Source organism: Serratia sp. JSRIV006 (genome assembly GCF_019968685.1).
Lineage (GTDB): Bacteria > Pseudomonadota > Gammaproteobacteria > Enterobacterales > Enterobacteriaceae > Chania > Chania fonticola_B.
The window spans coordinates 3703870-3718580 of record NZ_CP074137.1; the positions used below are offsets into that span (position 1 = coordinate 3703870).

At 54.3% G+C, this 14711-nt stretch carries 13 protein-coding genes; 1 reads left to right on the top strand and 12 read right to left on the bottom strand.

The window, feature by feature from the left end:
- Window positions 1-22: 22 nt before the first annotated feature.
- Genes KGP16_RS17200 through gspC form a run of 12 tightly spaced genes read right to left on the bottom strand, consistent with a single transcriptional unit; the run spans window position 23 to window position 10949 of the window.
- Window positions 23-766 carry a type II secretion system protein N gene (locus KGP16_RS17200; RefSeq protein WP_115158171.1) on the bottom strand — a complete coding sequence of 248 codons (744 nt, stop codon included), beginning with the start codon at window positions 764-766 and terminating at the stop codon, window positions 23-25.
- Window positions 756-1244 (bottom strand): type II secretion system protein GspM, encoded by a 489-nt coding sequence (gene gspM, locus KGP16_RS17205; RefSeq protein WP_223500039.1) that lies wholly within the window; start codon window positions 1242-1244, stop codon window positions 756-758. The genes KGP16_RS17200 and gspM overlap by 11 nt, the downstream gene beginning before the upstream one ends.
- Window positions 1237-2436 (bottom strand): type II secretion system protein GspL, encoded by a 1200-nt coding sequence (gene gspL, locus KGP16_RS17210; protein WP_223500040.1) that lies wholly within the window; start codon window positions 2434-2436, stop codon window positions 1237-1239. Before gspL ends, gspM begins: the two co-directional genes overlap by 8 nt.
- Window positions 2436-3422 carry a type II secretion system minor pseudopilin GspK gene (gene gspK / locus KGP16_RS17215; protein WP_179247784.1) on the bottom strand — a complete coding sequence of 329 codons (987 nt, stop codon included), beginning with the start codon at window positions 3420-3422 and terminating at the stop codon, window positions 2436-2438. The genes gspL and gspK overlap by 1 nt, the downstream gene beginning before the upstream one ends.
- The gene (gspJ, locus tag KGP16_RS17220) at window positions 3419-4018 is read right to left on the bottom strand and encodes a type II secretion system minor pseudopilin GspJ (RefSeq protein WP_209522560.1); all 600 of its coding nucleotides are present in this window, start codon (window positions 4016-4018) and stop codon (window positions 3419-3421) included. The genes gspK and gspJ overlap by 4 nt, the downstream gene beginning before the upstream one ends.
- The gene (gene gspI / locus KGP16_RS17225) at window positions 4015-4380 is read right to left on the bottom strand and encodes a type II secretion system minor pseudopilin GspI (RefSeq protein ID WP_115158175.1); all 366 of its coding nucleotides are present in this window, start codon (window positions 4378-4380) and stop codon (window positions 4015-4017) included. The genes gspJ and gspI overlap by 4 nt, the downstream gene beginning before the upstream one ends.
- A complete protein-coding gene (gene gspH, locus KGP16_RS17230; RefSeq protein WP_071681053.1) occupies window positions 4377-4928 on the bottom strand; it encodes a type II secretion system minor pseudopilin GspH in 552 nt (183 codons plus the stop codon). The genes gspI and gspH overlap by 4 nt, the downstream gene beginning before the upstream one ends.
- Window positions 4928-5356: a type II secretion system major pseudopilin GspG gene (gspG, locus tag KGP16_RS17235; RefSeq protein WP_021805938.1), complete on the bottom strand. Its 429-nt coding sequence runs from the start codon at window positions 5354-5356 to the stop codon at window positions 4928-4930. The genes gspH and gspG overlap by 1 nt, the downstream gene beginning before the upstream one ends.
- A 28-nt stretch (window positions 5357-5384) precedes the next feature.
- A complete protein-coding gene (gene gspF, locus KGP16_RS17240; RefSeq protein WP_223500041.1) occupies window positions 5385-6608 on the bottom strand; it encodes a type II secretion system inner membrane protein GspF in 1224 nt (407 codons plus the stop codon).
- 1 nt (window position 6609) lies between these two features.
- Window positions 6610-8115 carry a type II secretion system ATPase GspE gene (gspE, locus tag KGP16_RS17245; RefSeq protein ID WP_021805940.1) on the bottom strand — a complete coding sequence of 502 codons (1506 nt, stop codon included), beginning with the start codon at window positions 8113-8115 and terminating at the stop codon, window positions 6610-6612.
- Window positions 8112-10076, bottom strand: a complete 1965-nt coding sequence (gspD, locus tag KGP16_RS17250) for a type II secretion system secretin GspD (RefSeq protein ID WP_037375612.1) — start codon at window positions 10074-10076, stop codon at window positions 8112-8114. Before gspD ends, gspE begins: the two co-directional genes overlap by 4 nt.
- 18 nt (window positions 10077-10094) lie before the next feature.
- Window positions 10095-10949, bottom strand: a complete 855-nt coding sequence (gene gspC, locus KGP16_RS17255) for a type II secretion system protein GspC (protein WP_223500043.1) — start codon at window positions 10947-10949, stop codon at window positions 10095-10097.
- Window positions 10950-11413: 464 nt separating this feature from the next.
- Here gspC and pulA point away from each other — a divergent pair, with 464 nt between their 5' ends.
- Window positions 11414-14677, top strand: coding sequence for a pullulanase-type alpha-1,6-glucosidase (gene pulA, locus KGP16_RS17260; RefSeq protein WP_223500044.1), 3264 nt, complete (start codon window positions 11414-11416; stop codon window positions 14675-14677).
- Window positions 14678-14711: the final 34 nt, after the last annotated feature.

Sequence of the window (14711 nt, forward strand, 5' to 3'; positions counted from 1 at the left end):
TTTTAAGACAGCCTAGCGCCGTTTAAAGCAACCGCCCCTGAACCTGCCAGGGTATCTGCCCCTGATCGTTGGCCCTGCCTAACTGATTTATCAGTGGCCTCATCGTCTCCGGTAACACCGGCCCTCGGCGCACCTGACCGTTGAACTGATAGCGCCCGTCAAATCCGACGGTGCCACGCCCCGTCAGGCTCAGATGAGAGGAGTCTTGTTTCAACACCAACACCAGAGCCCCTTTTCCATCACAGCTCAATTGTCCTTGCACGTTGGCCAGCTCCAACGCCCCCAACGGGGTCGCAAGCTGTGCGTGCTGCCAGTTGACAACACCACCGCCAAGACTCCGGCAACCCGCGGAACTGAACTCTCCTTGTTGCAACCGCAGTCGCAGCTCTCCCTGGGCGGTGATCGGCAGAGGCAACGACAACTGTTGCCGCACGACATCTGCAGGAACAGAGAGTTGCCATTCATGCAGTTGAAGATCCTGCCAACCACGCAGGATACCGGCTCCCTGCAAGCCTTGCGGATCTCGTAGCTCAATCTCCAAGGCTGGCATCCAAGAGGAAAAAGTGAACTGCCAGTTCAGCTTGGCCAGCATAATGTTACGCCAGCTTAACTGGTGTAAACTGCCCTGCCACAGGGAACCCGAAAAGCCACCGACCTTCATATCTGCGGGTATAAAAGCTTGTAATACCCGTGCTGGCGCATGGCCTCCCAACAATAGGAGATAACAGGCCAACAAAAGCACGGCCTTTTTGGCTTTAGCGCCCATCGCTGCGCTCCAGCATCAGTTTGTTTACCATCACCCATCCGGGTTTATCGGGACGCATCGCTACCTCAAGCGCCACAATGCGAACGCTATAACGTTTTTCCAACTGTGTGAGCCAAAGCATCAGGGCATTAAAATCGCCAGGTTCCAGCGTGACCGCCAGCCGCTCTCCCTGAGGCTGCATGCGGGTAATGTTCATGTTTTGAGCGGTAGCGCTCTGTGCCACCCTGGCCGACAAGCTTAGAGAAGCCTCCTGTATGGGTTGTGCCCCTTGCTGGCGCAAGCGCGGAGCCTGTTGCAACATCCATTCCACCGTGTTTTGTTCACGAGCGATAGTACGCTGCCATTGGCTAGCCTGTTGTTGCCAGGGCAACCACAGTGCGTAGTAGCACAAGCTGACGATAACCAATACACCACAGCCCAATACCAATCCCCGTTCCCGAAGGCTGAGCTGTAGCCAGCGGTGCTTGAGTTCATTCATCCTTTATCCCCAGAGTCAGTCGGCCCTCTACCCCAGTTGGATTCTGCTTGATTTCACCAGGTTGCAGCTGATAACGCTGCCCGGCAGCAACCTGAAACTGTTCCAACGCCTGAAAAGAGGCCGCCTGTATATCGACTTTCAGCTCTTTACGGCCAGCGTCATAAGACAGCGCCTGAAACCGGATTGCCGAGTTCTCCGCCATCAGCTGTTGCAATTGGCGCATCTGTGCGACCACACCGGCTTGCTCGATGGGTTGTAATTGTTGCAAGTGCTGCTGCATCTGCACGCGCGGATTAACCACCTTTTTATCAGCCGGAAACAGCTGTTGGTAGACCCGCACACTTTCCTGCCGCCAATGGTCAGCCTGTTGCCAAAGCCGGTAATGAGACAGCCCGGCGCTCACACACAACAGCAGTAAATACACCGTTAATGCCATCATCACGGTTCGCCAGGGGCGTAATCGTGTACGCCAGGGGCTAGAGCGGGTGAATTCGCCCTGGCGCAGATCGGCTCCGCTCTCGTGCACACCTTCTGCCACCAGTTGCAGTAAATCCCTCGGTGGTTGAACACGCCATTCCGGAGGGCTAGCGGTTGATGCTGGTGGCGCGGAGTAGCTTTCAATGACCGGCGGTGCCCACACGGCCAAAAACTCCGATAACCAGGAGGATTCAACAATCATGCCGGCATGCTTTTCCCGGCGAAACAACCATTGATCATTGAGACTGACCGCACTCCAACCGTCGGCGGCCAAGGGTAACGCCAGCACATCTGGCAACATTGCCTGCACCTGCCCCCCCAGACGTTCACAACGGGCTACCCACTGATGCATCAGGCTTTTATCAACTACCGCAACGTCACATACATCACCACTTTGCTGCAAAATGGCAAAATGCAGCCGTTCAACCTCCGTTGCCAGTTGCTCCTCCAGCATAAACGGCAGTACTTGCAGACTCTGACGCCTGGCACGACGAGGCAGCGTCACACGATGGAAAACCAACTCGCTCGCAGGAACCAATACCCAGGCAGGGTATCTGGCAAGCAGGCTCACCAATTGGTCATCGTTCTCCCCCATAGCCAAACTACCTTGCTGATGACCGTCTGCTGAAGCGAAATACCACAGCACTGGCTGCGTTTCATCGCTGGGTAAGCGCAGTATCAACCTGGCTTGCTCACGGGGCTTTCTGTTAGGCATCAAGGCTCCACCATCATGCTTAATCCATATTGCCGCTGTACTACCTGGAAACTGTTACCGGCTTTGCGCAACAGGCTGCGCTGGCTATAGTGAGTCTCCCCCATCAGCACGGTGAAACTGGCTAAAAACAGCTCACTCTTTATCGTCAACAGCGATCTGACCGTTGAGGTGTCGATGTCCTTCAGGGCAACCTGTGCCAAAAATGCCGTCGTACTGCTCCACCCTTCACGTGGACGCTGTTGTAACAATCGAGTCGCCATGGCTGTATCAAGCTCCTTGAGAAATAGCGCCGCCAGTAATGGCCCTTGAGACTCACTCAGGGTATTAACGTTTACCAACAGCGTCTGGGTTGGCAGCGCGCAAACGTAAGGCAAAAGACGCCGATAAAGGCTGGCATCAACCCCTGAGACGGTGCGCAACTCGCTGACATCCTGCATGGGTTGATTGGCTGGCAAGTAAGCCACCGCCTGGGCCATATAGACCTCATCTTCAGCCCCATCACTGACTGGTTCGCTATCACTGTCTACCCAGTCGCGCAGTGCCGCGGCTATCTGCGTCGCACGCAGGGGCTCTTCCCCCAGGTTGATTAAAAGCTGTCTAAAAACCTGGCTAGGATAAGGCAATGTCGGCTGCATCCCCTCACTGGCTGCCCCTTGGTTAATGGCATTGAGATTAAAGCAGGCCTGGCCATCAACAATCTGCCCAAACACCTCCCCGCCTTCAACGGGGAAACGGCGCTGTTCTTGCGCCCAGTTTTGCGCCAAATGCGTTTTATTCGGTGAGTCCAGCGCGTCTCGTTGCAAAATTTTTACCGCCAGTGTTTCTGCCGAGCGGGCATACCATTTTGCCTGCTGGCGATCCAAATGAGCCGCTGTGCGCAGATAGGTACGCCCGTTTCGCTCGGCAATGGTCGCTGCAATCGTCACCATCAGCGCCAGGATCAGCAACACCACCAGCAGGGCAACACCCTTTTGCCGCGCCCTCATTCTTGCCCCACCGCCGTGATCAAAAACAGACGGGTCAATTCACCCACGCCAGCAACCACTAATGTCACTTCAATCCCCTGCGGCAAAACCGACGCGTTGTCCCAACTCTCCCGCCACGTCCCCTCGGAAAAAAAGCGCAGACGAAAGACACTGACCTCATTGAGCAAGACCTTGACCACCGGCGCTTCCCCAACGAGCGGATCCGCATGGGCATAGCTCAACCGCTCTAACTGCTGATGGCGCAGACGATATCCCACCGGTTGTAACTCGGCGCGGGGCAACATTCCCATCGGGTTTTGCCAACCGTTGCGCATGAAAGAGACGCCCCAGTCCTCACTTTGTAATTGATAGCGCGCCGCGGAAAATACGCGTTCATTCCCTCTGTGATGGCGAGGGATGATCTGACCGAAATCCCCTTCCAACTGCATAAAGGCACGTTGAAGTTCGGCCAACCGCTGCGCCTTGCGCTGCGAAATCTCATCATTGCGCATCACCCCCTGCAACACCTGGAAGGCGCTGATGCTCAACGCAGCAAAAATTGCCAATGCCAACAGCATCTCAAGCAACGTGAAGCCCCGCTGGCTACGACCATTCATTCCCGCACCACGTAGCTGCGTAAAGAAACCACTGGCGCAGCGTCTTCTTTATGACGCCGTACCTCAACATCCAGTGCCCGTAATTGACCCAGTTCGGTATCAACCCCCTGCCAGCGTACAGACCATTCCTCGCCAGCATAGGTCACCGTGGTGCCGACCCAGCGCTTTTCCGGCCAGGTTTTATCAAGATGTAACCTGGCCTGTTGATTATCCGCCAACCAACTTGCCAGTATTTTTTCCTCCATACGGCCAATACTGCCAGCCTGCTGTGCCGTGGTTTGCAACACGGCTAACCCCGCCAAGGCGAAAACGATCAGTGCCACCAGCACTTCCAGCAACGTCATCCCTCTTTGGGCGTTCACTGTGCTGCTCCGTTTACTGACGATTCGATCGCGCCCACGTCGTCGACCCGCAGCCATACCAATGGCTGGCTACCGGCCTCACTGAACACCAGCTCAAACGGCGTAATCTCCCCGCCAGGTAACAGCAGAATATCGGGTTCCGGTGCCGATTCCGCAGCACGCGGCCACTCCTGCCGATCGGGGAAATGCAGCTTAAGACGAATATCATCAGGCATTTGGCTCCCTAACGCCGCCTGACGGGGTTGCCAATTCTGCCAGACGTAACCTTGCCAACTATCCGAGCCAGATACCGCCCCGCGTTTTTCAGCGGCCTGACGCTGTAGCATTTGGAATTGCCAGCCGTCAGGTCGAACCCGGATCCCCAGCAACTGGTCATTTTGCACCGCGGCATCCATGGCAAACGCCAACTGAGCCTGAAAACGTTTCAGCTGTAGCTGCGGGTTATTTTGTTGCATGGCCGGAAATGACATGATCACCAAACTGGCTGCACTCCCGATCAGCAGCACAACCAGCATCATTTCCAACAACGTAAAGCCGCGTTGGCGCACTACTTCTTCCCAATCGTCCAGTTACCGATATCATCCTCGGTGTCCGGTATGCCATCGGGGCCATAAGAGAAAACGTCTAACTGACCGTGTTGGCCTGGGCTAAGCAACTGATAGTCTGCCCCCCATGGATCCTGTGGCAAACGGCGAATATAGCCACCTTGGGGATAATTGCGCGGTTCCGGTTGTGCCGAGGGCTTGGTCACCAGTGCCTGCAACCCTTGTTCGGTGGTGGGATATCGACTGTTATCCAGCTTGTACATATCCAATGCGCTCTCCAGCGCGACAATATCGCTGACGACCTTCTGATGGTCCGCCTTCTCTTTATTTCCCATCAGGTTAGGCACTACCAGACTCGCCAGGATGCCCAGGATCACAATCACCACCATAATTTCCAGCAGGGTAAAACCTCGCTGACGCTGTTGCCGCATTTTTCTCTCCGTTATTTGCAGATTGAATTTACATACTCATCAAGGTATTTAATTGCAGGATTGGCTGCAGGATCGCCAAAACGATAAACAGCACCACGCCCGCCATACTCACCACCAACAAGGGCTCAAAAAGCCCCAATGCCAACTGCATTTGGGCAGTAAACTCCCGATCCTGGTTGTCTGCCGCACGTTCCAGCATGCTGTCCAGTTCCCCACTGCGTTCACCGCTGGCGATCATGTGCCGCATCATCGGGGGAAACAGCGCAGTGATTTCCAGAGCCCGATGCAGGCTCACCCCCTCGCGCACAGATTCCGTTGCCAGTGACAGCTGGCGGCGCGCATATTCATTGGTTAAAACCTCTCCGCTGATGCGCATCGCTTGCAGCAATGGCACCGCGCTGGCATTGAGAATGCTTAGCGTTCTGGCGTAACGGGCAGTATTGAGCCCTCGTGCGATGCGTCCGATCACCGGGAGGCGCAGCAACTGCCGATGGAAAGCAATGCGCCGCGCTTCTTGGCGCAGCCACAGACGCATCAGCATCGGCGCCAATAACAGCAACAGCAGCACCCAAGGGCCAAAGGCTCGAACTCCGTCACTCATCCCCATCAGCACACGCGTTGATAGCGGAAGTGCCTGCTTCATGTGAATGAACTGTTCCACCACCTTGGGCACGACGGCGGAAAGTAAAATGGCGATCACACTGATGGCGACCACCGTCAGCACGCAGGGGTAGATCATCGCCTGCAGGATACGAGCTCGCATTTGCTGGCGCTGCTCGGTGTAATCCGCCAACCGGTTCAGAACCAGATCCAGATGACCAGAAGCTTCACCCGCCGCCACCATCGCGCAGTACAACCGCTCAAAACTGGTGGGATAAGCGCTCATGGCTTCAGCCAAGGAATGCCCCTCCAGTACTTTGGTGCGCACTGCGGCCATCAGGCTGCGCTGGCGGGGTTTTTCACTCTGTTTTGCCACGGCATCCAGCGCCTCCTCCAAGGGTAAGGAGGCGGCGACCAAGGTCGCAAGCTGACGAGTCAACAACGCCAGATCGGCACTGCTAATCCCCCGCCCCCATGAAAGACGCCGCCCGTTTTGGGCCTGCTGGCGTTCATCCTGCCCTTCGTCCAGGCTTACAGGGACCAACCCCTGTTCCCGTAAAAGTTGACGGGCATGGCGGGCTGAATCCGCTTCCTGCACTCCCCGTCGTTTTTTGCCGCGCTCGTCTAGCGCCTGATAATGAAATAGGGCCATGTCATCCCTCTTCCTGAGACTGGCTTTCGGTCACGCGGATCACCTCTTCCCAACTGGTCTCACCCGCCAACACTTTTTCCAATCCCCCTTGGCGCAATGTCTTGTACTCATGACGTAATTGACGAGCAATCGCGAATTCACTCTCTCCCTGATGGATCGCCGTACGCACTCGGTCATCAATCAGCAGCAGCTCATGGATACCCGTACGCCCACGGTAACCGGTAAAATTACACTGCGAGCATCCTTTCGCCTGCCATAATGGGGTTCCGGGTAAAATCCCCATTTGATCGGCCAAGGCCGGATCGGCGGCGTAAGTTTGACGACAATCGGGGCAGAGTGTGCGAACCAGTCGCTGCGCCAGCACGGCCAGTAATGAGGTGGAAAGCAAAAAAGGCTCGATGCCCATATCCTGCAGCCGCGATAAGGCCCCCAGCGCGCTGTTGGTGTGCAGCGTGGAGAGTACCAGGTGCCCAGTCAGTGATGCCTGAACCGCAATCTGAGCGGTTTCGCTGTCGCGGATTTCCCCAACCAGCACTACATCAGGATCCTGACGCAGAATGGCTCGCAGACCGCGAGCAAATGTCATATCTACCTTGGGGTTTACCTGCGTCTGGCCGATACCCTCGAGTTCATACTCGATCGGGTCTTCGACCGTCATGATATTGCGTTCGCTGGCATTGAGGCGGCTCAATGCTGCATAGAGGGTGGTGCTCTTACCCGAACCTGTAGGTCCGGTGACGAGAATAATGCCGTGTGGCCGCTGGATCAGTTCATCGATCTGCCGCCGATTATGTGAAGACATACCAAGCGCGGCGAGATCCAGACTGACGCTGTTTTTATCCAGTAAACGCAGAACAATTCGTTCACCATAATTAGACGGTAAGGTCGAAACCCGCACATCAATGGCTCGGCCGCCGATTCGCAGTGCCATGCGCCCATCCTGGGGGATCCGCTTCTCGGCAATATCCAGCCGTGCCATGACCTTGATGCGCGATATCAATAAAGAGGCCAACCGCCGCTGAGGGCGCAGAATTTCACGCAACACGCCATCGACCCGGAAACGGATCTGCAAATGGCGTTCATAGGTTTCGATATGGATATCCGAGGCTTTATCCTTGATGGCTTCCGTCAGCATCGCATTGATCAGGCGGATAATAGGGGCATCATCATCGGCATCCAGCAAGTCGTCGCTGTCGGGTAGCTCTTCTGCCAGGGTATAAAAATCCATTTCATTGCCGATATCGGTCATCATGCGTCGCGCCTCTTGCGAATCGCGCTGGTAGCTGATCACCAGTTGTTTCTCAAACTCTTCACCCGACACCGTGCTGATAGTCAGCCCACACCCGGCCACCCTACGCACCTCAAGCAATGCTGTGGCGGTGGTTTCCGCCAGACGGAGCACTCGGCACCCAGCATGATCCCGCAAAAGCAAAATGCGTTGCTCGCGCGCATAGGCAAATGGCAACTGCGGGCGTAATTCACTCAGGTCCTCGGGGAGGGTGTTCATCGTCCCCCCGTTGAATAGAATGCGCTGATCGCGGCATTAACCTGGCGGAAAGTGGCACCGTTTTGATCGGGTGGCAACTTCAATACTTCGTTATTCAGCGTGGCTTCGCTCCCTTGTTTGCCACGCTGATGGTCTTGTTCCTGATTAAAAGCCTGATACTTTTCTGAGGAGGCCTGGCGATACTGGTCACGATCCCGGATGATCGACGGGCGGATGAACAGCATCAGGTTGCGCTTGGAAACCTGTTTGCTGTTGGAGCGGAACAGATAGCCCAGCACCGGGATATCCCCCAGCACCGGAACCTTGTCGCTGCTGTCGCGGACGGTTTTATCCAGCAAGCCACCCACCACCACGGTTTCACCGCTGCCTACCAGCACCGCGTTATTGACCGTGCGGGTATTAAAGGTCGCCCCCAGATTAGCACTGCTGCTGGACGCCGCATCAGCCACACTGGAAACCTCCTGCTCGATCTCCAGCAGCACGGAGTCCCCTTCGTTGATCTGCGGTTTGACCTTCAGCTTAATGCCGACGGTTTTACGCTCTACCGTGTTGAAGATATTATCGCCCGACGTCGTTTGCGAGCCGGAGAGGACAGGAACTTCCTGGCCGACATTGAATGTCGCCTCCATGTTGTCAAGCGTGACAATGCTCGGTGTCGCCAGAATGTCATTCTTGCTACTGCTGGAAAGCGCGGTCAGCAGCATTGCCCAATTGCCCTGATAAAAACCGGCAGCAATACCGTTAAAACTGCTGAGAGCGCTGGCCAGGGTACTATTCACCGTCCCGTCCTGATTGTATTGATTGGCTCCGGCAATCGCCGTAGTGATAGGCAAACCGGTATTGGTGAACTGCGTCACTCCAGCATTCTTGTTGGCCCACTGGATCCCCAGGTTCAAACCATCGGCATCTTGTACCTCTGCGATAATCGCCTCTACCAATACCTGTGCACGGCGAATATCCAACTGAGCTATCACCTTCTCCAGATCTCGCATGACATCCGGAGCCGCCGTCAGTATCAGTGAATTGGTTTGCTCATGGGCTTTGATGGTGATGTCTTTACGCAGTGCTTCCGCCGGCTTGGCATTCTGTTGCTCACTTTGAATACTGGTACTGACGCCAGTCAACACCTCAACCAGATCGGTGGCTTTGGCATACTTCAGGTAAATCACTTTGGTATTGCCTTGCACGGCCTGCTCACGATCCAGCTGCTTGATCATGGCGATGATCCGCTGGCGGGAGTTGGGTTCTCCGCTCACCAGGACCGAGTTGGTTCGTTCATCCGCAACAAGATTGGCTACCATCAGGCTTGGCATCGCTGATTTGCTGGCATCCTTGGTTAATTCGGTGACCAGTTTGACGACTTCAGCAGCTGACGCGTAAGCCAACGGTACCGTGACCACACTACGGTCACCGACCTTGTCAACGCGTTCAACAATCGCCATCAAGCGTTTGATGACCGCTGCACGCCCGGTCATCAGCAACACGTTGGAAGGCTCATAATGCACAACACTGCCAGCCCCGGCGTTATCGTTCAATTGACGGAGTAACGGGGCAAGATCGCGTGCCGCCACGTTATTGACCGGCACGACACGTGTCACCACTTCATCACCCTCGCCCGGCTGAGCATCGCTGGCTACCGGCACCGCAGCGGTTTTCGCATCCTTGGAGCGCACCACTTTCAACACGCCGTTACGCATATCGACCACGGCAAAGCCATAAACGTCCAGCACGCTGAGGAAGAACTGGTAATACTGCTCCTCATTGAGCATGTCATAACTGCGTACGGTGATAGTGCCGCGCACGGCAGGATCGATAATCACCGTTTTATTCAGGTTCTTGCTGACCGTATTAATAAACTCCTGAATATCCGTGCCCTTGAAGCTGGCAGAAAACTCGGCACTCCAGCCCTGCCGAGTACCAAGCAGCATCACTGCCAGTAGCACAATGCGTAAGCTCCTGATTATTTTTGTATTCAACAATTAGTCATCTCCAAGAGCCAAATAGATATCCTGTAACTGACCGCCACGCTCAACGGTAAGATTCAGTTCACTGAGTTCTGAAAGCTGTTTCAATGCCTGTTGCGCCTGCTGTGCATCGCGCAGATCCAGGCCATTTAGCGCTATGGCAAGATCGTTTTCCTGCAGCCCGACCTTGCGGAATAACTCGCCTTGTTTGCCCGGATTGAGTCGATAGCCGATGAGTTTGTCATCCACCATCACCGGTGAGATATTCAGGTAATTGAGAATGCTTTGCGGCTGCTTTTGCAGCTGTGCCTTGAGCTGCGACGCTGAGGTTTTTTTGTCACTTTTAGCGGCCTCGGGTTGCTCGCTGAACAGCAACAACGATTCATAATTCCCCTGATAGGCGATCACGATACGATCGGCAAAAATTGACGCAATTCGGGCGTCATAACCAGGCACCTTCTCCCCCACGCCAAGGCTGAACTGTTTGCTATCTTTGGCGATAATGGCGATGGAACGCTCTGGACTGGGGCTGGCGACAATGCCGGTCAGGTTTAGCTTGAGAGAAGAAGGCGGTGCGTTACGCAGGGTTTGGTCAGAGACCGCATGCTCAGCGGCGGAAGATGAGGATAGCGAAGTACCAAAGAGGGTGAAGCGGTAACGTTCAGACTCACCTCCAACGCCAGTTGTTACTGGTGCGAAATCTGCTTTGGATAAGCGTACGGGGGATATTTCAGGGGGCAGGAGCCCGTGCCAGGTGAGCAAGGCGAGTTGATTGCAAATCAACAGTGACAGCACGCATAAAGCCCATCGCGGCGTGAACAGCCTGAAAGTAGCCTCTCTGCATACCGATAACAATACAGAAAATCGCATCTTGCCTTCCTTTGCCTGCTTCTCTGTTTACGCCAGCCAGAAGTTCACCGATATCAGTCAATCGGTGGGCATATCGTTGGGGCATTGTCGTTGGAGAATATGTAAGGTTATGACTGAAACCTTACAACTCAGTACCTCCATCAGCCCTTACGTTTCTGAATACATCCTCTCAGAAAGGGTTACTTTATACATACTCCCCTCAATAATAAATCATTATTTTTGCTTATCGAAATAATTTATCTTTCTGTTTTTATAGCTATTTATTTCTTAATCTCGCTAGCATAAAAGCGGTTTAACCCGTTTAATCTCCCTACTCTAAACTTCGCGTCCTCCTTCCACCTACGCCCCTCCTCCTCCTAAAGCAGGAGGATGCTCCTCCTTATCATGCAATATCTAATACCACTGCTTTACACATTGATACGATTTTTTACTTTCTATAATGCAAGCCTGATAGGGAATTTAGAATGCTGAAAAATACCTGTAATGCCCTACTTTTCGGCTCGCTCGTCATATTGAGCGGCTGTGATAATAATAATTCTTCAGACGTTAGCCCCGATACCAACAACCAAGAGCCGATTGCACGTCTGCCTGACATAGCCATGCCTGGCGAAGCCGTCATGGCAGGTGAAAACCAGGCGGTCATTCATCTGGTCGATATTGCTGGTATCACCAGCGGCTCCGCCGCTGATTACAGTACCAAGAACCTGTTTTTGTGGAATAACGACACCTGTGACGCCCTGGATAAGCCCTCTGGGGACTGGAATGACACCAGTACAACACCGACAGGCAGCGACAGTTATGGCCCGTATTGGGTGCTACCTCTGAGCAAAACCACTGGGTGTATCAACTTCATTCTGCGTGATGGCACCAATAAGCTGATTGATGCGGATATGCGTTTATCGTTCAGTGATTTTCCGGACAGGACCGTTTCTGCGCTTGCAGGCAGCAGTACGCTTTATGATACCCGTGCCGAAGCTTTCCGCGCGGCCTTCGGGGTGGCTCTGGCTGAAGCCCATTGGGTAGATAAACACACCCTGCTGTGGCCTGCCGGGGAAGGGAAACCTATCGTACGTCTGTACTACAACCACAATGGCAAAGTGGCCGCCAACAGCGAAGGGAAGTTTACCGATCGCTATCTTTCGCTGACACCGACCAGCATCAACCAGGAACTGGGTTCACGCTTCCCTCACCTTGCGGGTTATGCCGCCTTCAAATTGCCGGACAATGCAAAAGTAGACGAACTGCTTAGCGGCGAGACCGTCGCCCTGGCCGCCAATCAGGACGGCATCCTTATTTCAGCCACCCAGGTACAGACCGCTGGCGTTCTCGATGATCGCTTCTCAGCCGCAGCGGAAGGCCTGGAATATGGTGCTCTGCTGACTGATTCTGGCGTCACTTTCCGTGTCTGGGCACCCACGGCCCAGCAGGCAGAACTGGTGATCTACAGTGCGGATAAAAAAGTCATTGGTAGCCATCCGATGACCAGAGATAACGATTCCGGTGCCTGGTCATATCAAGGAAGTCATGACCTTAAAGACGCTTTTTATCGTTACGCCCTGACCGTTTATCATCCGCAATCGCGCAAAGTGGAGCAGTATGAGGTCACCGACCCTTACTCCCATAGCCTCTCCACGAACTCCGAATACAGCCAGGTCGTGGATCTCAATGACAGCGCGTTGAAACCAGAAGGCTGGGACGGCCTGACAATGCCACACCCACAGACCAGCCAGGCTGATATTGCCAAGATGGTCATCCATGAGTCGCATATCCGCGATCTTTCCGCCTGGGATCAGACCGTTCCTGAACAGGTACGGGGTAAATATCTGGCGTTGACTGCCAGTGACAGCAATATGGTGCAGCATCTCAGACAGCTTGGGCATGCGGGCGTAACCCACATTGAATTGCTACCGGTGTTTGATCTGGCAACCGTCAATGAGTTCAGCGACAAAGTGGCGGATCTCACCCATCCATTCAGTCGGCTTTGTGAACTGAACAGCGCCGTTAGGCAAAGCCGTTTTGCTGGCTACTGTGGGAGTTCAACCACCATCGGTGATGTACTAGAAGAACTGAAACAGAATGACAGCCAGGACAATCCGCAGGTGCAGGAATTGAATGGCTATGTGGCCCAGACTGACTCCTACAACTGGGGTTATGATCCGTTCCATTACACGGTGCCTGAAGGGTCTTACTCTACCAATCCCGAAGGCACTGCCCGCATCAAAGAGTTTCGTACCATGGTGCAGACCATCAAACAGCAACTGGGTATGAACATCATCATGGACGTGGTTTATAACCACACCAATGCGGCTGGCCCAACGGATCGCACCTCGGTGCTGGATAAAATCGTGCCCTGGTATTATCAACGTTTGAATGAAACTACGGGCAGTGTAGAGTCGGCCACCTGCTGTTCCGACTCGGCCCCCGAACACCGGATGTTTGCCAAACTGATTGAAGACTCTCTGGTGGTCTGGAGCCGAGACTACAAGATTGACGGATTCCGCTTTGACCTGATGGGCTATCATCCGAAAGCACAAATCCTGGCGGCCCGGGAGAAAGTAAAATCGGTGAACCCCAACGTTTATTTCTTTGGTGAAGGTTGGAATTCAGGTCAGGACGATCGCTTCGAAATCGCTTCGCAGATCACGTTAAAAGGCACCGGCATTGGCACCTTCTCCGATCGTCTGCGTGATGCTGTTCGTGGAGGCGGCCCGTTTGACTCTGGTGATGCCTTGCGTCAAAACCAGGGGGTGGGTAACGGTGCCGGAGTATTGGTTAACGAGTTAACCCAGCAAAACGAGGATACCGTGCGCCATCTGGCCGATCTGACCCGTCTGGGCATGGCCGGCAACCTGGCTGAATTCCTGTTGATCGATAAAGACGGCTCTGTCAAAAAAGGCAGCGAAATTGACTATAACGGGGCGATTGGGGGTTATGCCAACGATCCGACCGAAGTGGTCAACTATGTTTCCAAACACGACAACCAAACCTTATGGGATATGATCAGCTACAAAGCCGCACGTGAAGCCGATCTCACCACTCGCGTACGCATGCAGGCGGTGTCACTGGCCACTACGTTGTTGGGCCAAGGGCTGGCATTCGATCAACAAGGCTCTGAACTGTTGCGTTCCAAGTCATTTACCCGTGACTCATATGATGCCGGGGACTGGTTCAACCGTGTGGATTACAGCTATCAAGACAACAACTTCAACGTTGGTATGCCACGCATCAGCGATGACGGTGACAACTATTCGCTGATCGCCAGCGTAAAAGATGCTGTTGCCACACCTGGCCAAACAGAGATCGCGCAGATGAACTCGTTCTATCAGGAACTCACGCAACTGCGCCAATCCTCGCCTCTGATTGCCTTGGGTAGCGGCCACGAAGTGATGAAACGTGTCGATTTCCGTAACACGGGCGCAGAACAGCAACTGGGCTTACTGGTAATGACCATTGATGACGGAGTTCAGGCCGGAAACGATCTTGATCCCCAAGCCGATGCGTTAGTCGTTATCATCAACGCAGCGCCGGAAGCCAGAACGCTTAATGACTTTACCGGTGAAAATCTCACCCTGAGCGCAATCCAACAAAACCTGGGAGACCGCTCACTCGCCTCCGGTGTCAATATTACCGCAGAGGGCAGCGTTACAGTTCCCGCCTGGTCGGTAGCCTTGTTGGTCAAACAACAAGTCTCTGCCCAGGGCGCAGGTTTGCCTGTAAGCAGTAAATAAAACGGTCCGTTTCGGGTCACCATCAGGTGGCCCG

Bases quoted from the DNA above. Each gene is read 5' to 3' on its own strand.
- KGP16_RS17200 (WP_115158171.1), bottom strand. From the start codon at position 766: ATGGGCGCTAAAGCCAAAAAGGCCGTGCTTTTGTTGGCCTGTTATCTC.
- gspM (WP_223500039.1), bottom strand. From the start codon at position 1,244: ATGAATGAACTCAAGCACCGCTGGCTACAGCTCAGCCTTCGGGAACGG.
- gspL (WP_223500040.1), bottom strand. From the start codon at position 2,436: ATGCCTAACAGAAAGCCCCGTGAGCAAGCCAGGTTGATACTGCGCTTA.
- gspK (WP_179247784.1), bottom strand. From the start codon at position 3,422: ATGAGGGCGCGGCAAAAGGGTGTTGCCCTGCTGGTGGTGTTGCTGATC.
- gspJ (WP_209522560.1), bottom strand. From the start codon at position 4,018: ATGAATGGTCGTAGCCAGCGGGGCTTCACGTTGCTTGAGATGCTGTTG.
- gspG (WP_021805938.1), bottom strand. From the start codon at position 5,356: ATGCGGCAACAGCGTCAGCGAGGTTTTACCCTGCTGGAAATTATGGTG.
- gspF (WP_223500041.1), bottom strand. From the start codon at position 6,608: ATGGCCCTATTTCATTATCAGGCGCTAGACGAGCGCGGCAAAAAACGA.
- gspE (WP_021805940.1), bottom strand. From the start codon at position 8,115: ATGAACACCCTCCCCGAGGACCTGAGTGAATTACGCCCGCAGTTGCCA.
- gspC (WP_223500043.1), bottom strand. From the start codon at position 10,949: ATGCGATTTTCTGTATTGTTATCGGTATGCAGAGAGGCTACTTTCAGG.
- pulA (WP_223500044.1), top strand. From the start codon at position 11,414: ATGCTGAAAAATACCTGTAATGCCCTACTTTTCGGCTCGCTCGTCATA.